The organism is Cellulomonas composti (assembly GCF_007990245.1).
GTDB lineage: Bacteria > Actinomycetota > Actinomycetes > Actinomycetales > Cellulomonadaceae > Cellulomonas > Cellulomonas composti.
Genome location: NZ_BJWG01000011.1, coordinates 81014 through 96577, shown reverse-complemented (window position 1 = coordinate 96577; position 15564 = coordinate 81014). Strand labels below are relative to the sequence as shown.

Annotated in this window: 13 protein-coding genes; 8 read left to right on the top strand and 5 right to left on the bottom strand. The window is 74.4% G+C overall.

All coding sequences use genetic code 11. The annotated features are described in order from the left end of the window. Window positions 1-51: 51 nt before the first annotated feature. The 7 genes from CCO02nite_RS12250 to CCO02nite_RS12220 all read left to right on the top strand — a co-directional run bounded on the left by CCO02nite_RS12250 (window position 52) and on the right by CCO02nite_RS12220 (window position 7319). On the top strand, window positions 52-591 hold the full coding sequence (locus CCO02nite_RS12250) for a sigma-70 family RNA polymerase sigma factor (RefSeq protein WP_146843427.1): 540 nt from the start codon (window positions 52-54) through the stop codon (window positions 589-591). Then, window positions 588-2351 (top strand): serine/threonine-protein kinase, encoded by a 1764-nt coding sequence (locus tag CCO02nite_RS12245; RefSeq protein ID WP_146843426.1) that lies wholly within the window; start codon window positions 588-590, stop codon window positions 2349-2351. Before CCO02nite_RS12250 ends, CCO02nite_RS12245 begins: the two co-directional genes overlap by 4 nt. A gap of 126 nt (window positions 2352-2477) precedes the next feature. Next, on the top strand, window positions 2478-3095 hold the full coding sequence (locus CCO02nite_RS12240; protein WP_146843425.1) for a DUF4956 domain-containing protein: 618 nt from the start codon (window positions 2478-2480) through the stop codon (window positions 3093-3095). Beyond that, window positions 3092-3877, top strand: a complete 786-nt coding sequence (locus CCO02nite_RS12235; RefSeq protein ID WP_146843424.1) for a polyphosphate polymerase domain-containing protein — start codon at window positions 3092-3094, stop codon at window positions 3875-3877. The genes CCO02nite_RS12240 and CCO02nite_RS12235 overlap by 4 nt, the downstream gene beginning before the upstream one ends. Before the next feature lie 23 nt (window positions 3878-3900). Beyond that, entirely contained in the window at window positions 3901-5835 is a 1935-nt protein-coding gene (locus CCO02nite_RS12230; RefSeq protein ID WP_146843423.1) for a carbohydrate-binding domain-containing protein, read from the top strand. Window positions 5836-5985: 150 nt separating this feature from the next. Beyond that, window positions 5986-6546, top strand: a complete 561-nt coding sequence (locus CCO02nite_RS12225) for a SigE family RNA polymerase sigma factor (protein ID WP_246117530.1) — start codon at window positions 5986-5988, stop codon at window positions 6544-6546. After that, window positions 6543-7319, top strand: coding sequence for a hypothetical protein (locus tag CCO02nite_RS12220; protein ID WP_146843421.1), 777 nt, complete (start codon window positions 6543-6545; stop codon window positions 7317-7319). Before CCO02nite_RS12225 ends, CCO02nite_RS12220 begins: the two co-directional genes overlap by 4 nt. Here the strand turns inward: CCO02nite_RS12220 and CCO02nite_RS12215 are convergent. The 5 genes from CCO02nite_RS12215 to CCO02nite_RS12195 all read right to left on the bottom strand — a co-directional run bounded on the left by CCO02nite_RS12215 (window position 7306) and on the right by CCO02nite_RS12195 (window position 12940). Next, on the bottom strand, window positions 7306-8124 hold the full coding sequence (locus tag CCO02nite_RS12215) for an anaerobic ribonucleoside-triphosphate reductase activating protein (RefSeq protein ID WP_371862515.1): 819 nt from the start codon (window positions 8122-8124) through the stop codon (window positions 7306-7308). The genes CCO02nite_RS12220 and CCO02nite_RS12215 overlap by 14 nt on opposite strands. Then, on the bottom strand, window positions 8121-9974 hold the full coding sequence (locus CCO02nite_RS12210; RefSeq protein ID WP_146843420.1) for a ribonucleoside triphosphate reductase: 1854 nt from the start codon (window positions 9972-9974) through the stop codon (window positions 8121-8123). Before CCO02nite_RS12210 ends, CCO02nite_RS12215 begins: the two co-directional genes overlap by 4 nt. A 351-nt stretch (window positions 9975-10325) precedes the next feature. Next, window positions 10326-11294: a 5-oxoprolinase subunit C family protein gene (locus tag CCO02nite_RS12205; RefSeq protein ID WP_146843419.1), complete on the bottom strand. Its 969-nt coding sequence runs from the start codon at window positions 11292-11294 to the stop codon at window positions 10326-10328. Further along, window positions 11291-12019, bottom strand: coding sequence for a 5-oxoprolinase subunit B family protein (locus CCO02nite_RS12200; RefSeq protein ID WP_146843418.1), 729 nt, complete (start codon window positions 12017-12019; stop codon window positions 11291-11293). The genes CCO02nite_RS12205 and CCO02nite_RS12200 overlap by 4 nt, the downstream gene beginning before the upstream one ends. Before the next feature lie 126 nt (window positions 12020-12145). After that, window positions 12146-12940: a LamB/YcsF family protein gene (locus CCO02nite_RS12195; RefSeq protein WP_146843417.1), complete on the bottom strand. Its 795-nt coding sequence runs from the start codon at window positions 12938-12940 to the stop codon at window positions 12146-12148. Window positions 12941-13058: 118 nt separating this feature from the next. Between CCO02nite_RS12195 and CCO02nite_RS12190 the strand changes: the two genes are divergently transcribed. Next, window positions 13059-15548 (top strand): DEAD/DEAH box helicase, encoded by a 2490-nt coding sequence (locus tag CCO02nite_RS12190; RefSeq protein WP_146843416.1) that lies wholly within the window; start codon window positions 13059-13061, stop codon window positions 15546-15548. Window positions 15549-15564 lie beyond the last annotated feature (16 nt).

Below are 15564 nucleotides of genomic sequence, written 5' to 3'. Positions count from 1 at the left end.
TGACTGGTGAGGTGGCGGTTGCCGCCTCGACCGGATCGGGGAAGGGCAGCGGTGGGGGACGAGGATCTGCTGGCGACGCTGGCCCGCGAGCGCGGGCGGGCGCTGTTCGGCTATGCCTACCTGCTCAGCGGGGACCGGCACGCCGCCGAGGACCTCGTGCAGGAGGCGCTGGTGCGCACGTTCTCGCGTCGCCGGGCGGGGTTCACGCCCGACGACGCGGAGGCGTACGTCCGGCGCGCGATCCTCACCGTCTTCCTCGACGGCGCTCGACGACGAGCCCGCTGGGCCCGGGTGCGGCACCTCGTCGGCGCGTCCGACGAGCCTGCGCGCGACCCCGGGCCCGTCGTCGGAGCCACGCTCGACGTGCGGGCCGCGCTCGCGACGCTCGCGCCGCAGGAGCGGGCCGCCGCGGTGCTGCGCTGGTGCGAGGACCTCACCGTGCCGGAGGTCGCGGCCCGCATGGGCCTGGCCGACGGCACCGTGAAGCGCTACCTGTCGACGGCCGGTCACAAGCTCGAGGCGCTGCTCGGCCCGCTCCCGGACGGGACCGACGAGACCGCGCCGCTCACCGGCGGGAGGACCCGACCATGACGCACCACCCCGACGAGCGCCACCCGCTGACCAGCGCGCTCGACGACGCGGCGGCCTCGCCCGAGGCCCGTGCCTACGAGGTCCCCGTCGAGCTGATCCGCACGCGCGCCCGCCGCCGCCGCACCGGCCGGGTCACGGTCGCCGCGGGCACGCTCGCGGCCGTCGTGGCGGTCGGCGCCGTCGTGGTGCCGCGCCTGGGTACCGAGCACGTCGTCGAGCCCTCGGGCGTCGGCGTGTGCGGGCAGACCGTCGCGGAGCTGCGGGCCGACGACCACGCCTCGGGGGTCGGGCCCGACGGCAGCGTGCCGCGCGCTCCGGTCGTGGACCCGGCCTCGGTCGTTCCCTCCGCCGCCGGGACCTGGACGCTCACGACCGTCGTCGAGATGGGCGTGGCGACCGTGCCACCGCCGGTCGAGCCCACCGCCGGCAGCACGGCCGACGGCGGCACCGACGACGGCGCGACGACCGAGCCGGTGGGCGATCCGGTCGGCTGGCGGTACGGCTGGACGGTCGCGCTGCTGCGTGACGGGGTCGTCGTCGCGCAGCAGGAGGGCGAGGGCGCGCCTGACGTGGACGACGCGCTCGCCATGGCCGCCGACTTCGGCGTCGACCCGTTCCCGCTGCGCTCGCCCGACGTCGCTGTCGACATCGTCGCGTGCGACGGCGAACCGCTCGCCCCCGGCTCGTACGACCTCGTCGTCACGCAGACCACCGGCTGGACGTACCACTCCGGCGGTACGTGGGCCGCGCGCGGCACGAGCGAGCCGGTGGCCGTCGTCGTGCCCGACGACGGCGGTGCGTCACCGGCGCCGACGCCCCTCGGCGAGATCGCGTGCGGCGACTCCGACGCGGAGCTGCGCGCACGCGTCGCGGCGCCTCAGCCGGGCCCGCTGGCGCTCGAGCCGGGCGACCCGTTCGCGGTCGGCGACGGACGCCAGGCGATGGCCGCCCAAGGGCACGTCGTCAACACGAGCGACCAGAACCTGAGCTACTACCCGAACGACAACAGCGGGATCGTGACGCAGGACGGTGTCGTGATAGACGACATGTGGGCGATGTACGACGCCATGGGCACGGACCTCGAACCCGGCGAGTCGACCACGTCGTCCTTCCCGATCTCGAAGACCAGCTGCGCGACGGGCGAGCCGATCTCCGGACAGGTCGAGATCTGGCTGGTCGAGCACGCCAACTATCGGTTGGCGGACGGGACGGTCGGTCAGCAGGAGCTGGTCGTCGGGCCGTTCCCGGCGGAGCTCGTCGGCGCGCCGACGAGCGAGACACCGTCGCCGGGTGCGACCGTCGCCACCGGGCAGTGCGGCACCAGCGACGACCTGGAGGCGCTGGCCGCGGCGGGCGTCGACGAGGCGCCTCTCGAGCTCGTCGTGACACCCCCGGCCCCGACTCCCACGGGCACGCTTCTGGCGCTCGACGTCGCCATCCGCAACCGCTCGGGCGCGCACGTGGAGTCCGGGTACTCCGGCTCCGCCTGGGTGTTCGTCGCGAAGGACGGCCAGATCGTCGCCCGGACGCTCGCGATGGAGGACCCGCTGGTGACCGTGGACGTCGACGCCGGTGAGACGGCGGCGCATCCGGTCGGCGCGGGGATCCAGCTCGTGAGGTGCGCGAGCACGCTCGCCGAGCCGGATGCGCAGCTCCCGCTGCCCGCGGGGGAGTACGAGCTGTGGCTGCGGGCCGACTTCGGCTACCCCGACGAGTTCTACGCCGTCACCGGTCCGATCTCGCTGGTGATCACCGACTGAGCGCACCGGCACAAGGTGAACACCCGGTGAACGACTCGGACCGCGCATCCAGGCGGGTCACAGCGTTCGTCCAGGTCGGAGGCCCTGAATAGGTCAGGTCAGCAGCTCCCGACCCTGGAGGCCCCGGTGTCCCCCTACGCCCTCTACCTGGCGGACCTCGTCGCCATCGTCGTCCTCACGTTCGCCGTGTACCTGCCCCGGCACCGGCGTCGCGACCTCGTCGTGGCGTTCCTGGCGGTCAACGTCGGTGTGCTGGCCGTCTCGGCGGCGCTCGCGCAGAGCACGATCGCGGCGGGCCTCGGGCTCGGGCTGTTCGGCGTGCTCTCGATCATCCGGCTGCGGTCCACCGAGCTCTCGCAGCACGAGGTCGCCTACTACTTCGCGGCGCTCGCGCTCGGGCTGATCGGGGGGCTCGGCACCACGTCGCTGTGGCTCGGCGTCGGCCTGATGGCCGCGATCGTCGCGGTCATCGCGGTCGCCGACAGCCCGCGACTGCTCACCCGGCTGCGCCAGCAGATCGTCGTGGTCGACCGGGCCATCCCCGACGAGACCGCGCTCGTCGCGCACCTCGAGCGCCTGCTCGGCGGTCAGGTGCACTCCGCGACGATCCTGCGCCTCGACCTCGTGAACGACACGACGACGGTCGACGTGCGCTACTCCGTCGGGATCCCGACGACGACGACGGCGGACGGCGCACCCTCGTCGGGCACGGCGCACGCGGCCATGCCGGAGGTGACCCGGTGACCGCGCTCAAGGACCGGCTGGCGACCCTGCCGACGGTCGATCTCGACGAGCTCGAGGCGGCCGGCGCCGCGCTCCAGACCCGGGTGGACCGCAAGTACGTGCTCCCGACGGCGGCGCTCGACACGCTCCCGCTCACGGTCGGCGCGCGCGTCCTGGAGATCGCCGGCCGGCGCACCAGCGAGTACGAGTCGGTCTACTTCGACACCCCCGACCTCGTGAGCTACCTCGGGGCGGCGCACCGCCGCCGCGGCCGGTTCAAGGTCCGCACCCGCACCTACGCGGACTCGGGCGACTGCTTCGTCGAGGTCAAGACGCGCGGCGCCCGCGGCGCGACGGTCAAGACCCGGCAGGCGCACGACGGCGACGCGGCCGAGCTGACGTCGGCGGCCCACGAGTTCACGGTCGAGGCGCTCGGCGCCCATCGGGCACCCGCGGCGCTGCAGCCCACGCTCGCGACCCGCTACCAGCGCAGCACGCTGCTGGTCGACGGCGGTCGCCCCGGGCTCGTCGCCCGCACGACGATCGACACCGACCTGGTGTGGGTCGACATGGCGACCGGCGAGCAGCGGGCGATGGGCCCCCTCGTCGTGATCGAGACGAAGACCGGCGCGACGCCGTCGGCCACCGACCGTCTCCTGTGGCGGCACGGGCACCGGCCCGTCCGCATCTCCAAGTACGGCACCGGCATGGCCGTGCTGCACCCCGACCTCCCCCTGACCCCGTGGCGCCGCGTGCTGGACCGGCACGTCCAGCCCACCGCCCGCCTGAGCGCGTACGCCTGAGCGCCCGACGAAAGGACCGCACCATGCGCACCCACCTGAGGAAGGTCGCCGTTCCGGCGGCTGCTCTCGCCCTGATCCTGGCCGGCTGCACGGCGGCCGGCTCGTCCACCGACGACGCGACGTCCGCGAGCGGCACCTCGTCGTCCTCGTCGACCGTCGAGGTCGCCACCGACGCGAACCTGACGGTCGAGTCCGCGATGGCGGCGAACAAGGAGCCGCACTCCGCCGACGAGGTCGACGCCTCGGCCGCGGTCGACGTCACGCTCGCCGACGGCGCGTCCTCGTCCTCGTCGGACGCCGTGAGCGTCGACGGCGACACCGTGACCATCACCGCCGGCGGCGTCTACCGCCTGACGGGCACGTTGAGCGACGGTTCGGTCGTGGTGAACGCGCCCGACGAGAAGGTCGTGCTGATCCTCGACGGCGTCGACCTCACGAGCGCGACCACCTCCCCGCTGCAGGTGCTCGACGCCGACGAGGTCACGGTCTCGCTGGCCGACGGCTCGACCAGCACGCTCGCGGACACGACGAGCTACGCCGACGACGACGAGGCCTCCGGCGCGCTGTTCAGCACGGCGGACCTCACGATCACCGGCGCGGGCGCCCTGTCGGTGGCGGGCAACGGGAACGACGGGATCGTCTCCAAGGACGGCCTCCTGATCGAGTCCGGCACGATCACGGTGACCTCGGTGGACGACGGCATCCGGGGCAAGGACTACGTCGTGGTCGACGGCGGCGACGTCACCGTCGACGCGGCGGGCGACGCGATCAAGTCCGACGCCGACGACGACGCGACCACCGGCTACGTGCTGGTCAACGACGGCACGCTGACCCTGACCGCCGGCGACGACGGCATCACCGCCGCGACGGATGCGCTGGTCGCGGGCGGGACGGTCACGATCGAGACCGGCGGCGGCGCCGGCGCGACTCTCGCCGAGGACGCCTCCCCGAAGGGGCTCGTCGGAGACGTGGCCGTCGTCGTCGGGGGCGGCACGCTCTCGGTCGACGCGGCCGACGACGCGATCCACTCCGACGGCGCGGTCTCGATCACCGACGGCGCTCTCACGGTGGCCGCGGGCGACGACGCGGTGCACGGCGAGTACGCGCTGCAGATCAGCGGCGGGACGCTCGACGTCACGCAGGCGGTCGAGGGGCTCGAGGCCCAGACCATCACGGTCTCGGGCGGGGACACCACGCTCGTCACGAGCGACGACGGCGTGAACGGCTCGGCCGCGGACGCGACGACGGACGACACGACGGACGACACGACGACCGAGACCGACGCGCAGGCCCAGCAGGGTCCGGGCGGCGACATGGGCGGCGGCGAGATGGGGAACGACGCGGCGGTGTCCGTGACGATCTCCGGCGGCACGCTCGTGGTCGACGCCGAGGGCGACGGCCTCGACTCCAACGGGTCGATGACGATGACCGGCGGCACGGTGGTCGTGTCCGGTCCGACGAACGACGGCAACGGCGCGCTCGACTACAACGGCACGTTCGAGATCTCGGGCGGTGAGCTGATCGCGGTCGGGTCCTCCGGGATGGCGCAGACCCCGTCGGGCGGCTCGCAGTCGTTCGTCGGGATCACGCTGCAGACCCAGGGCGGGGCGGGCGACGTCGTGCAGGTCGTCTCCTCCGACGGCGACCTGCTCGCCTCGTTCACCGCGACCAAGTCCTTCTCGTCGGTGGTCTACTCCTCGCCCGATGTGGTCGACGGTGACGCGTACGCAGCCGTCCTCGGCGGCACCGCCGGCGAGACCGTCGCCGGCCCGCTGAGCCACGGGGGCACCGCGGGCACCACCCAGGCCGGCACCGGCACGGCCGGCGAGGTCACCGCCGGGATGGGCGGCGGGGGCATGGGCGGCGGCGGCATGGGCGGTGGTCGTGACGGCGGGCCCGGCGGCGGCCGCCCCGCGGACGGACAGCAGCCCGGCCAGGACACCGGTTCCGACACCTGACCGACGACCGGCGACCGACCTGAGGTCGACCCGCCGGCCGCCCGCATCGCGCGCCTGCTCCAGCGGCCCGGATCCCCCGGGTGGCGTCCACACCCCAACCGGATGGGGTCCCCGTGCGTCATCTGGGGTAGGAACAGGCGAGGAGACACGGTGCACGACTGGCAGGAGGTGCTCGACACGCTCGTCCGCGAACGCGGGCGCGCGCTCGTCGGGCGCGCCTACCTCCTGACGGGCGACACGAGGGAGGCCGAGGACCTCGTGCAGGACGCGCTCGTGAAGGTGTTCGCCGGGCGGCGCGCGGCGCGCGAGATCGACTCCGCGGAGGCGTACGTGCGCCGCGCGATGCACACCATCTACCTCGACGGGTTCCGTCGCCGGCGGCACTGGGCGACGATCCGGCACCTGGCCGCGGTGCCCGCGTCGAGCCCCGCGCACGGCCTGGACGGGCCGCCCGACGAGCTCGTCGGCAATCGCCTCGTGCTCGCGCAGGCGCTGCAGCAGCTCACCCCGCGCGAACGCACGTGCGTGGTGCTGCACCACCTCGAGGACCTGCCGGTCGACGAGATCGCGGACCTGCTCGCACTGAGCACCGGCACGGTCAAGCGCTACCTGGCCGACGGCCGCGCGAACCTGCGCACCCGGCTCGGATCTCCCGACGGCGACGCACCCACACCCGAACGGCTGGACCTCATCGAGCGGAGGACACGATGAACGACGAGCTTCACGACCTGCTGGCGGACCTGGCCGACACCGTCGCCCGCGGCGCCCACGGCCTCGACGAGACCGCGGCGAAGCGTGTGACGACGCGCGTGCGCCGCCGTCGCGTGGCCCGCCAGACGGGCACGGGCGTGGCCGCGGCGTGCGCGGTCGGCGCCCTCGGCATCGGCGCCGCACAGGTGCGCGAGGGCTCGCCCTCGCTCCCCGCGGGCACCCCGGGCACGACGAGCACGCCGCCGTCGCGCACGCCGACGCCGGCCCCCACCCGCGCGGCCTCGTCGGATCCGACGGTCGACGACGACCTGAGCGACGCGACGCCGCAGGAACGTGCCGCCGCGCTCGGGCCGGCTGCGGGGATCTTCTGGTGCGGCGAGGAGGTCGGAGTCACGATCCAGACCCGACCCGACGCCGACGGCATCGTGCTCGCGGCCGACGACGACCTGTCGATGGTGCTCTCGGCCGGCAGCTCGACCGACACCACCGTCGAGGTCGCCGGCGGGTCGTATGCGCTGGTCGGCGCCGACGGCACGGTCGTCGGGTTCGTCGTGCCCGACGACGACGAACCGAGCTACGCGTCGTTCACGCCCGGGTCGAGCCTGGGCCTGGATGGCCCGCTGCACCTCGTGGCGTGCGAGGTGGACGGCCCCGAGACGGGCGACCGGCTCGTCGCCTGGCCGTACGTCCCGGTCGTCCTGCACGACTTCGACGCCGGGACCGCGCAGACGGTCGTCGCGATCGCCGACCCGCGCACGATCACGGTGCCCTGAGCGCCCCGACCCCGGCGAGCGCCGCGCGGTACTCGTCGGAGGTGCCGTCCGGGCGGACCGTCTGCAGGACGTGCTCGCGCACGCCGAGCGCGGTGAGCTCGCGCGTCAGCGCGGCCACGTCGTCGTCGGACAGGACCGTGGGATCGACGGTGGTGCGGACCTGCACGTCGACGCCCGACTCCAGCACCAGGCGCAGGCCCTCGAAGGCCTGGTCCGCGGCCGTCGTCTCGCCGCCCGCGCGCACGATCGCGCGGTAGAGCGCGCGCGGCGCCTTGACGTCGTAGCCGACCCAGTCGACCAGCGGCAGCAGGGTGGCCAGCCGGCGCGGGTAGGCACCGCCGGTGTGCAGGCCCACGCCGAAGCCCGCGGCCCGGACCTCGCGCATCGCGTCCGCGAGCGCGGGCTGGCGCGTCGGCTCACCGCCGGAGAACACCACGCCGTCCAGCAGCCCGGTCCGACGAGACAGCAGGTCGCGGACGGTGCGCCACGGCACCTGCCCCGGCGCGCGCGGGTCGAGGATCGCGTAGTTGTGGCAGTACGTGCACCGCCAGGGGCACCCCTGGAGGAACACGGTCGCCACCAGGTGCCCGGGCCAGTCGCACGTTGACAGCGGCGTGACCCCGGCGATCACCAGGTCCCCGGCGCACGCGCCGTCCCGCTCCCGCTCGGCGATCCGCGCGGCCCCGCGGCTCCCGACCCCCGGCATCCCGAGCCCGAGCGGCTCGCCGGGGCCCTTGCCCGGGCTGGCGGGTGGAGTTCCCGTCGCCTCGCGACGGGAAGCCCACCCACCGACGGGCGTGGTCACGCCAGCGCCGCCACGGACTCGCGGAAGTGCTGACGCTCGGCGTGCTCGCCCTTCTTGCCCACGTTGAAGCTCGAGACGGGGCGGTGGTAGCCCATGACGCGCGTCCAGACCTCGCACACCTGCTCACGGCCCGTCTCCGCGCAGCGCGGGCAGGTGGGCTGCTCGCCGGCGAGGTAGCCGTGCCGCGGGCAGATCGAGAACGTCGGCGTGACCGTGATGTACGGCAGTCGGAAGGTCGACAGCGACCGCTTGACCAGCTCACGCGCGGCGGCCGGCGTGGACAGGCGCTCGGACATGTACAGGTGCAGCACCGTGCCGCCGGTGTACTTCGTCTGCAGCTCGTCCTGGCGCAGCAGCGCCTCGAACGGGTCGTCGGTGAAGCCCACCGGGAGCTGCGAGGAGTTGGTGTAGTACGGCTGGTCCGGCGTGCCGGCCTGGATGATCTCCGCGAACCGCTTGCGGTCCTCCTTGGCGAACCGGTACGTGGTGCCCTCGGCCGGCGTGGCCTCGAGGTTGTACAGGTGGCCCGTCTCCTCCTGGAACTCGACCATCCGCGCGCGGACGTGGTCCAGCACGCGCAGCGCCATCGCGTGCCCGCGCTCGTCGGTGATGTCGTACGCGTCGCCCGTGAAGTTGCGGATCATCTCGTTGAGGCCGTTGACCCCGATCGTCGAGAAGTGGTTGTCGAGCGACGGCAGGTAGCGCTTGGTGTACGGGAAGAGGCCGTCGTCGATGAGCTTCTGGATCACGACGCGCTTGAGCTCCAGGCTCGTGCGCGCCAGCTCGAGCAGCTCGTCGAGCCGGACCATGAGCGCCGCCTCGTCGTCGGCGTGCACGTACCCCAGGCGCGCGCAGTTCACCGTGACGACGCCGATCGAGCCCGTCTGCTCCGCCGAGCCGAACAGCCCGTTGCCGCGCTTGAGCAGCTCGCGCAGGTCGAGCTGCAGGCGGCAGCACATCGAGCGGACGTCGCCCGGGTTCATCTCCGAGTTGATGAAGTTCTGGAAGTACGGCAGCCCGTACTTGGCGGTCATCGCGAACAGCGCGTCCGCGTTGGGGCTCTCCCAGTCGAAGTCCTTGGTGATGTTGTACGTGGGGATCGGGAACGTGAACACACGCCCGCTGGCGTCACCCTCGGTCATGACCTCGATGTACGCGCGGTTGATCACGTCCATCTCGGCCTGCAGGTCCCCGTACGTGAAGTCGCACGGCTCCTCGCCGACGAACGGCACCTGGTCGCGCAGGTCGTCCGGGCACACCCAGTCGAACGTGAGGTTGGTGAACGGCGTCTGCGTCCCCCACCGGCTCGGCACATTGAGGTTGTAGATGAGCTCCTGGATGCCCTGCTTGACCTGCGTGTACGTCAGCTCGTCGGTGCGCACGTACGGCGCCATGTAGGTGTCGAAGCTGGAGAACGCCTGCGCGCCGGCCCACTCGTTCTGCATCGTGCCCAGGAAGTTGACGATCTGACCGATCGCGGCGGAGAAGTGCTTGGCCGGGCGCGCCTCGACCTTGCCCGGCACGCCGCCCAGGCCCTCCTGCAGCAGCGTGCGCAGGCTCCAGCCCGCGCAGTAGCCCGAGAGCATGTCGAGGTCGTGGATGTGCAGGTCACCCTCGCGGTGGGCGGTGCCGATCGCGGCCGGGTAGACGCTGCTGAGCCAGTAGTTCGCGACGACCTTGCCCGCCGTGTTGAGGATCAGGCCGCCCAGCGAGTACCCCTGGTTCGCGTTGGCGTTCACGCGCCAGTCCGACCGGTCGAGGTACTCCTCGATCGAGCTCGTGACGTCGATCGTCACCGGCGGCACGGCCTGCTCACGCGCTGCGGCCTGCTCGGTCAGCTGCTCGGTCATGGGTGGGCGCTCCTTTGCTGAGTCTGAATCCATTGTCTGCCGCGGATCCCACATGTAGTGGTCCGGCGCGGTGTGGCTCACAAGATGTGGGGAAGTTCTATGCCCGGGTCCACGGGGGTCCTGGGCCTAAGGTCCTACTCGAAGGCCGTCGCGCCGAAGGGTGCGCGGGGACCGAGCGGCCGACACGCTGCGTGGCCCGGCGTGTCGCTCCCAGGCGGTTCCGCGATCCCCGGCGTGTCGCTCCGAGGCGGTTCCGCGATCCCCGGCGTGTCGCTCCTGGCGGTTGGGCGATCGCCCGGCGTGTCGCCCGCGAGGGGTGCGGCGACACGCCCCCCGCGGACGCGACCCGCGTCAGCGGCGCGCCGGGGCGAAGCGCACCGGGTCGCCGGGTCGCAGCTGCGCCAGGAGGTCCACCGCACCCCCGGCGACGACCGCCAGCACCGGGTAGCCGCCCGTGACGGGGTGGTCGGCACCGAAGACGACCGGCAGCCCGTCGGCCGGCACCTGCACCGCACCGCGCACGAGCCCGACCGGCGCGAGCTCGCGGCCCTCGTGCTCCGGCGCGCGGCGCAGCGTCGTGCCCCCCAGTCGTAGCGCCGTGCGGTCGGTCGCGGGCGTGACCCGGTACGACGAGGTGCGCAGCGTGCTCAGTGCATGCGGCCCGAACCACGCGACGTGCGGGCCTGGCCAGACCGGAAGCACCGCGACGTCCGGCACGGGCCGCACGGGTGCGACGTCCACGACGATCCCGCCCGCCGGCGCAGGCCCGACGGGCAGCACCTCGCCGGCCGTGAGCGGCTCAGGCCCCAGCCCGGCCAGCCGGTCGCTCGAGCGCGACCCGAGCACCGGCGGCACCGCGACCCCGCCGCGCACCGCGAGGTAGGTCCGCAGGCCGCGCACCGGAGTGCCGAGCGTGAGCACGTCGCCCGCGGCCAGCTCGAGCGGCGCGTGCGGCCCGACCGGTACCACCAGCGACCCGCGGCGGACCGTCGTCGGCGCCGGCGCACCCGCGAGTGCGACGGTCAACGGCCGCCGCGCCCGCACCTGCAGCCCGCCGAGCAGCACCTCGAGCCCCGCCGCGCCCTCGTCGTTCCCGACCAGCCGGTTCGCCAGGTGCAGCGCGCCGAGGTCCGCCGCGCCCGCGCGTCCGACGCCGACGTGCGCCCAACCCGGCCGGCCGTCGTCCTGCACGAGCGTGAGCAACCCGGGTGCGAGCACCTCGAGCGCCCCGACGGGAGCGGTCGGTGTCGTCGCGCTCGGTGTCGTCGCGCTCGGTGTCGTCGCGCTCGGTGTCGTCGGAGTCGGTGTCGTCGCGGTCATGGGGTCACCGGGACGAAGCGCACCGCGGTGCCGGGAGTGAGCAGTGCGGGCGGGTCGCGGTCGACGTCGAAGAGCGTCGTCGCGCACCGTCCCAGGAGGCGCCAGCCGCCGGGGGTCGCGCGGGGGTACACGGCCGAGAAGGTGTCGGCGATCGCCACGGAGCCGGCGGGCACCCGCTCGCGCGGGGTGTCGCGGCGCGGGACACGCAGCGACGGATCGAGCCCGACGAGGTACGCGAAGCCCGGCATGAACCCGCCGAACGCCACGGTGTACAGCGCGGCGGTGTGTCGTCGAACGACGTCGCCCACCGCCAGCCCGGTGAGCTCGGCGACCTCGCGCAGGTCGATCCCGTCGTACACGACCGGCAGCTCGACGACCCCGGCAGCGTCGGGCCGCGCCGTGCTCGTCGGCGCCGTGCTCGTCGGCGCCGTGCTCTCGGGCGAGGCGCCGGCCGACGACGAGGTCGTCGAGTCGGTCACGAGACGTGTGACCTCCCGGGCGAGTGCGTCGAGGTCACCGCGTGCGTCGACGCGCAGCAGCACCGAGCGCGCCGCCGGGACGAGGTCGACGACGTGCGCGAGCGTCGCGGCGCCGTGCTCGTACGGCGCGTGCTCGTGCGGCGCGTGCGACCGGGCGGCGCGCAGCGCGAGGTCGACGCGCCGGACCTCGTCGAGGTCGTCGACCTCGACGAGCAGGGCGTCGTCGCCGTACCTGAGCACGCGCACCCCCCGATCCTGCCGGACCGGCGCGCCGCCGACACCGGACCTCCGCGCCACGTGCACGACGTGACCCGTGCACGACGTCACCCGTGCACGACGTCACCCGTGCACGACGTCACCCGTGCGCGACGATCAGTCGGCGAAGGACGCGAGCCGCACCCCGGCGCGCTCCAGCGCGCGACGCACACCCGCCGCGAGCGTGGCGGCACCCGGTGTGTCGGAGTGGACGCAGACGGTCTCGGCGTCGAGTGCGAGCTGTGACCCGTCGGCGGCGGTCAGCGTGCCGGTCGTCGCGAGCTGCACGACCCGCCGCTCGACCTCGCGAGGATCGGTGACCAGGGCCCCGGGCTCCGTGCGCGGCACGAGCGTCCCGTCGGACCGGTAGCCGCGGTCGGCGAACGCCTCGCCCACCGCACGCACGCCTCGGCTCGCCGCGAGCGCGAGCACGGCCGACCCCGGCAGCCCGACGACCGGGAGGGGCTCGGCGGTCCGCAGGTCGGCGACCCGCCGGTCGGCGCACGCGTCGGCGACACCGTCGAGCACCGCGCGGGCCTGCTCGTCGTGATGGACGAGCGCGTTGTAGAGCGCGCCGTGCGGCTTGACGTACCGGATCCGGGTCCCGGCAGCGGCGGCGTGCGCCGCGAGCGCGCGGATCTGCGCGGCCACCTGTGCGCGCAGCTCGTCGGGCGGCACGTCGCGGAACGTCCGGCCGAAGTCCGCGCGGTCCTCGTACGACACGTGCGCACCCACCGCGACCCCGTGCCGAGCCGCGACCCGGCACACCTCGGCCATCGCCCGGTCGTCCCCCGCGTGAGCGCCGCACGCCACGTTCGCGCTGGTCACGATCGCGAGCAGCCGAGTGTCGAGGCCCTCGACCCCCGGCTCCCAGTCGTCGTACCCCTCGCCCAGATCGCAGTTGAGGTCCACGCCCCCACCTTCCCACGCGCGCGCCGGAGCACCGCCGTGCTCCCGGACGACGACGCTCCTGTGCCGACGCGCCGGAGACCGCGCGGGGGGTGGGAGTCCGCGGGTGGGACGATGGGGCGTGACCACCGGCGAGCTGCTGGACGTGCTGCTTGCCGGGGGCCGGCGGGCCGATCGGGCCACCCACGTGCGGCACCTTCCGGCACGCGAGGCCCGGCATGCGCCGTGGCCGGCGTGGGCGGACCGCGACGTGGTGACCGGCTATCGCGCGTCGGGCGTCCTCGAGCCGTGGACGCACCAGGTCGAGGCCGCGGACGCGGTCTGGGCCGGTCGGCACACGGTGCTCGCGACCTCGACCGGGTCGGGCAAGTCGATGGCGTTCTGGCTGCCCGCACTGAGCGCGGTCCGCGCCTCCGCGGCCGCCCGGACGCTCGACCCGGGCCGGATCGAGTCGGTGGGTCGGCGCGCGAGCGTGCTGTACCTGTCGCCCACCAAGGCGCTCGCCGCCGACCAGCTCGCGGCGCTCGAGCGCCTGCTCTCGTCGGCCGGTCTGCGCGACGTGAGGGTCGCGCAGTGCGACGGCGACACCAGCCGCGACGAGCGACGGTGGGTCGCGGAGCATGCGGACGTCGTCCTCACCAACCCGGACTTCCTGCACCACGCGCTGCTCCCGCAGCACCAGCGCTGGGCGCGGCTGCTGGGCAACCTGCGCTACATCGTGCTCGACGAGTGCCACGCGTTCCGCGGGGTGTTCGGCGCCCACGTCGCGCTGGTGCTGCGTCGCCTGCGCCGGCTCGCCGCGGCGTACGGCGCCGAGCCGGTCGTCGTGCTCGCGTCGGCGACGACCGCGGACCCGGCCGCGAGCGCGGCGCGGATGATCGGCGTCACGCCGGACGACGTGCTGGCCGTCACCGACGACGGTTCGCCGGCCGGCCGCAAGACGTTCGTGCTGTGGCAGCCGCCCGAGCTGCCCGGCCGCGACGACCCGTGGGCGCAGCTCGTGCCCGACGACGACCCGTGGTCCACGCCGGGCGAACCTGCGGACCGGCCGCGCCGCACCGCCACGGCCGAGGTCGCGGACCTGCTGGCCGACCTCGTCGCGGCGGGGGCGCGCTGCCTGGCGTTCACGCGGTCGCGCCGGGGCGCCGAGTCCGTCGCGGCCGCGACCCGCGCCCACCTCGTCGAGATCGACCCCTCGCTCGCGACCTCCGTGCAGGCCTATCGCGGCGGCTACCTGCCCGAGGAACGGCGCGCGCTCGAGCAGGCGATCCGCACCGGCTGGCTGCGCGCGCTCGCGACGACCAACGCGCTCGAGCTCGGTGTCGACATCTCCGGCCTGGACGCCGTGCTCATCGCCGGCTGGCCCGGTACGCGCGTCTCGCTGTGGCAGCAGGCCGGGCGCGCGGGTCGAGCCGGCGCCGACGGCCTGGTCGCGTTCGTCGCCCGCGAGGACCCGCTCGACACCTACCTGGCGCACCACCCCGAGGCTGCGCTCGACGCCCCCGTCGAGGCGACGACCTTCGACCCCGCGAACCCCTACGTCCTGGCGCCCCACCTGTGCGCCGCGGCGGCCGAGCGCCCCGTCCGCGCCGACGAGCTCTCGCTGTTCGGCGACGGCGCGCTCGACGTGCTGGACCGGCTCACCGCGCAGGGGATCCTGCGCCGGCGGACGTCCGGCTGGTACTGGACCCACGAGGAGCCCGCCGCGCGCCTGACCGACCTGCGGGGCGCCGGGGGCAGCCCGGTGCGCGTCGTCGAGTCCGGCACCGGGCGCCTGCTCGGCACCGTCGACGCACCCTCGGCGGACGCAACCGTGCACGCCGGCGCGGTGTACGTGCACCAGGGCACGACGTTCGTCGTCGACGAGCTGCACCTGGCGGACGCCGTCGCGCTCGCCACGCGCCGCGACGTGGACTACGGCACCTGGGCGGACTGGGTCACCTCGACCGAGGTCGTCGACGTGCACGACGAGCGTGCCTGGGGACCCGTGACCTGGCACGTCGGGACCGTCGACGTCACGACGAAGGTGATCGGCTTCCAGCGCAAGCGCATCCCGGACCTGCGCGTGCTGGGCCGTGAGGAACTCGACCTGCCCGCGCGCACGCTGCGCACCTCGGCGGTGTGGTGGACCGCGCCGCCCGCGGTGCTCGCGGAGGCCGGGATCACGCTCGAGGCCCTGCCGGGCGCGCTGCACGCCGCCGAGCACGCCTCGATCGGGCTCCTGCCGCTGCTGGCGACGTGCGACCGCTGGGACCTCGGCGGACTGTCCACCGCGCTGCACGCCGACACCGGCGAGCCGACCGTCTTCGTCCACGACGCCCACCCGGGCGGCGCCGGCTTCGCCGAACGCGGCTTCGACCTCGGCGCGACCTGGCTCGCCGCGACCCGGGACGCGATCGCCGCGTGCCCGTGCGCGACCGGCTGTCCGGCGTGCGTCCAGTCGCCCAAGTGCGGCAACGCGAACAACCCGCTGGACAAGGCCGCCGCCCTGCGGCTGCTCGAGGTCGTCGTCCACCACGCCGACTCCGCCGAGACGGGCACCGGAACCGACGCCGGAGCCGACACCAGCGCCAGTACCAGTACCAGTACCAGCACCAGTACCGGCACCTGACACGGGCCGCGGCCCG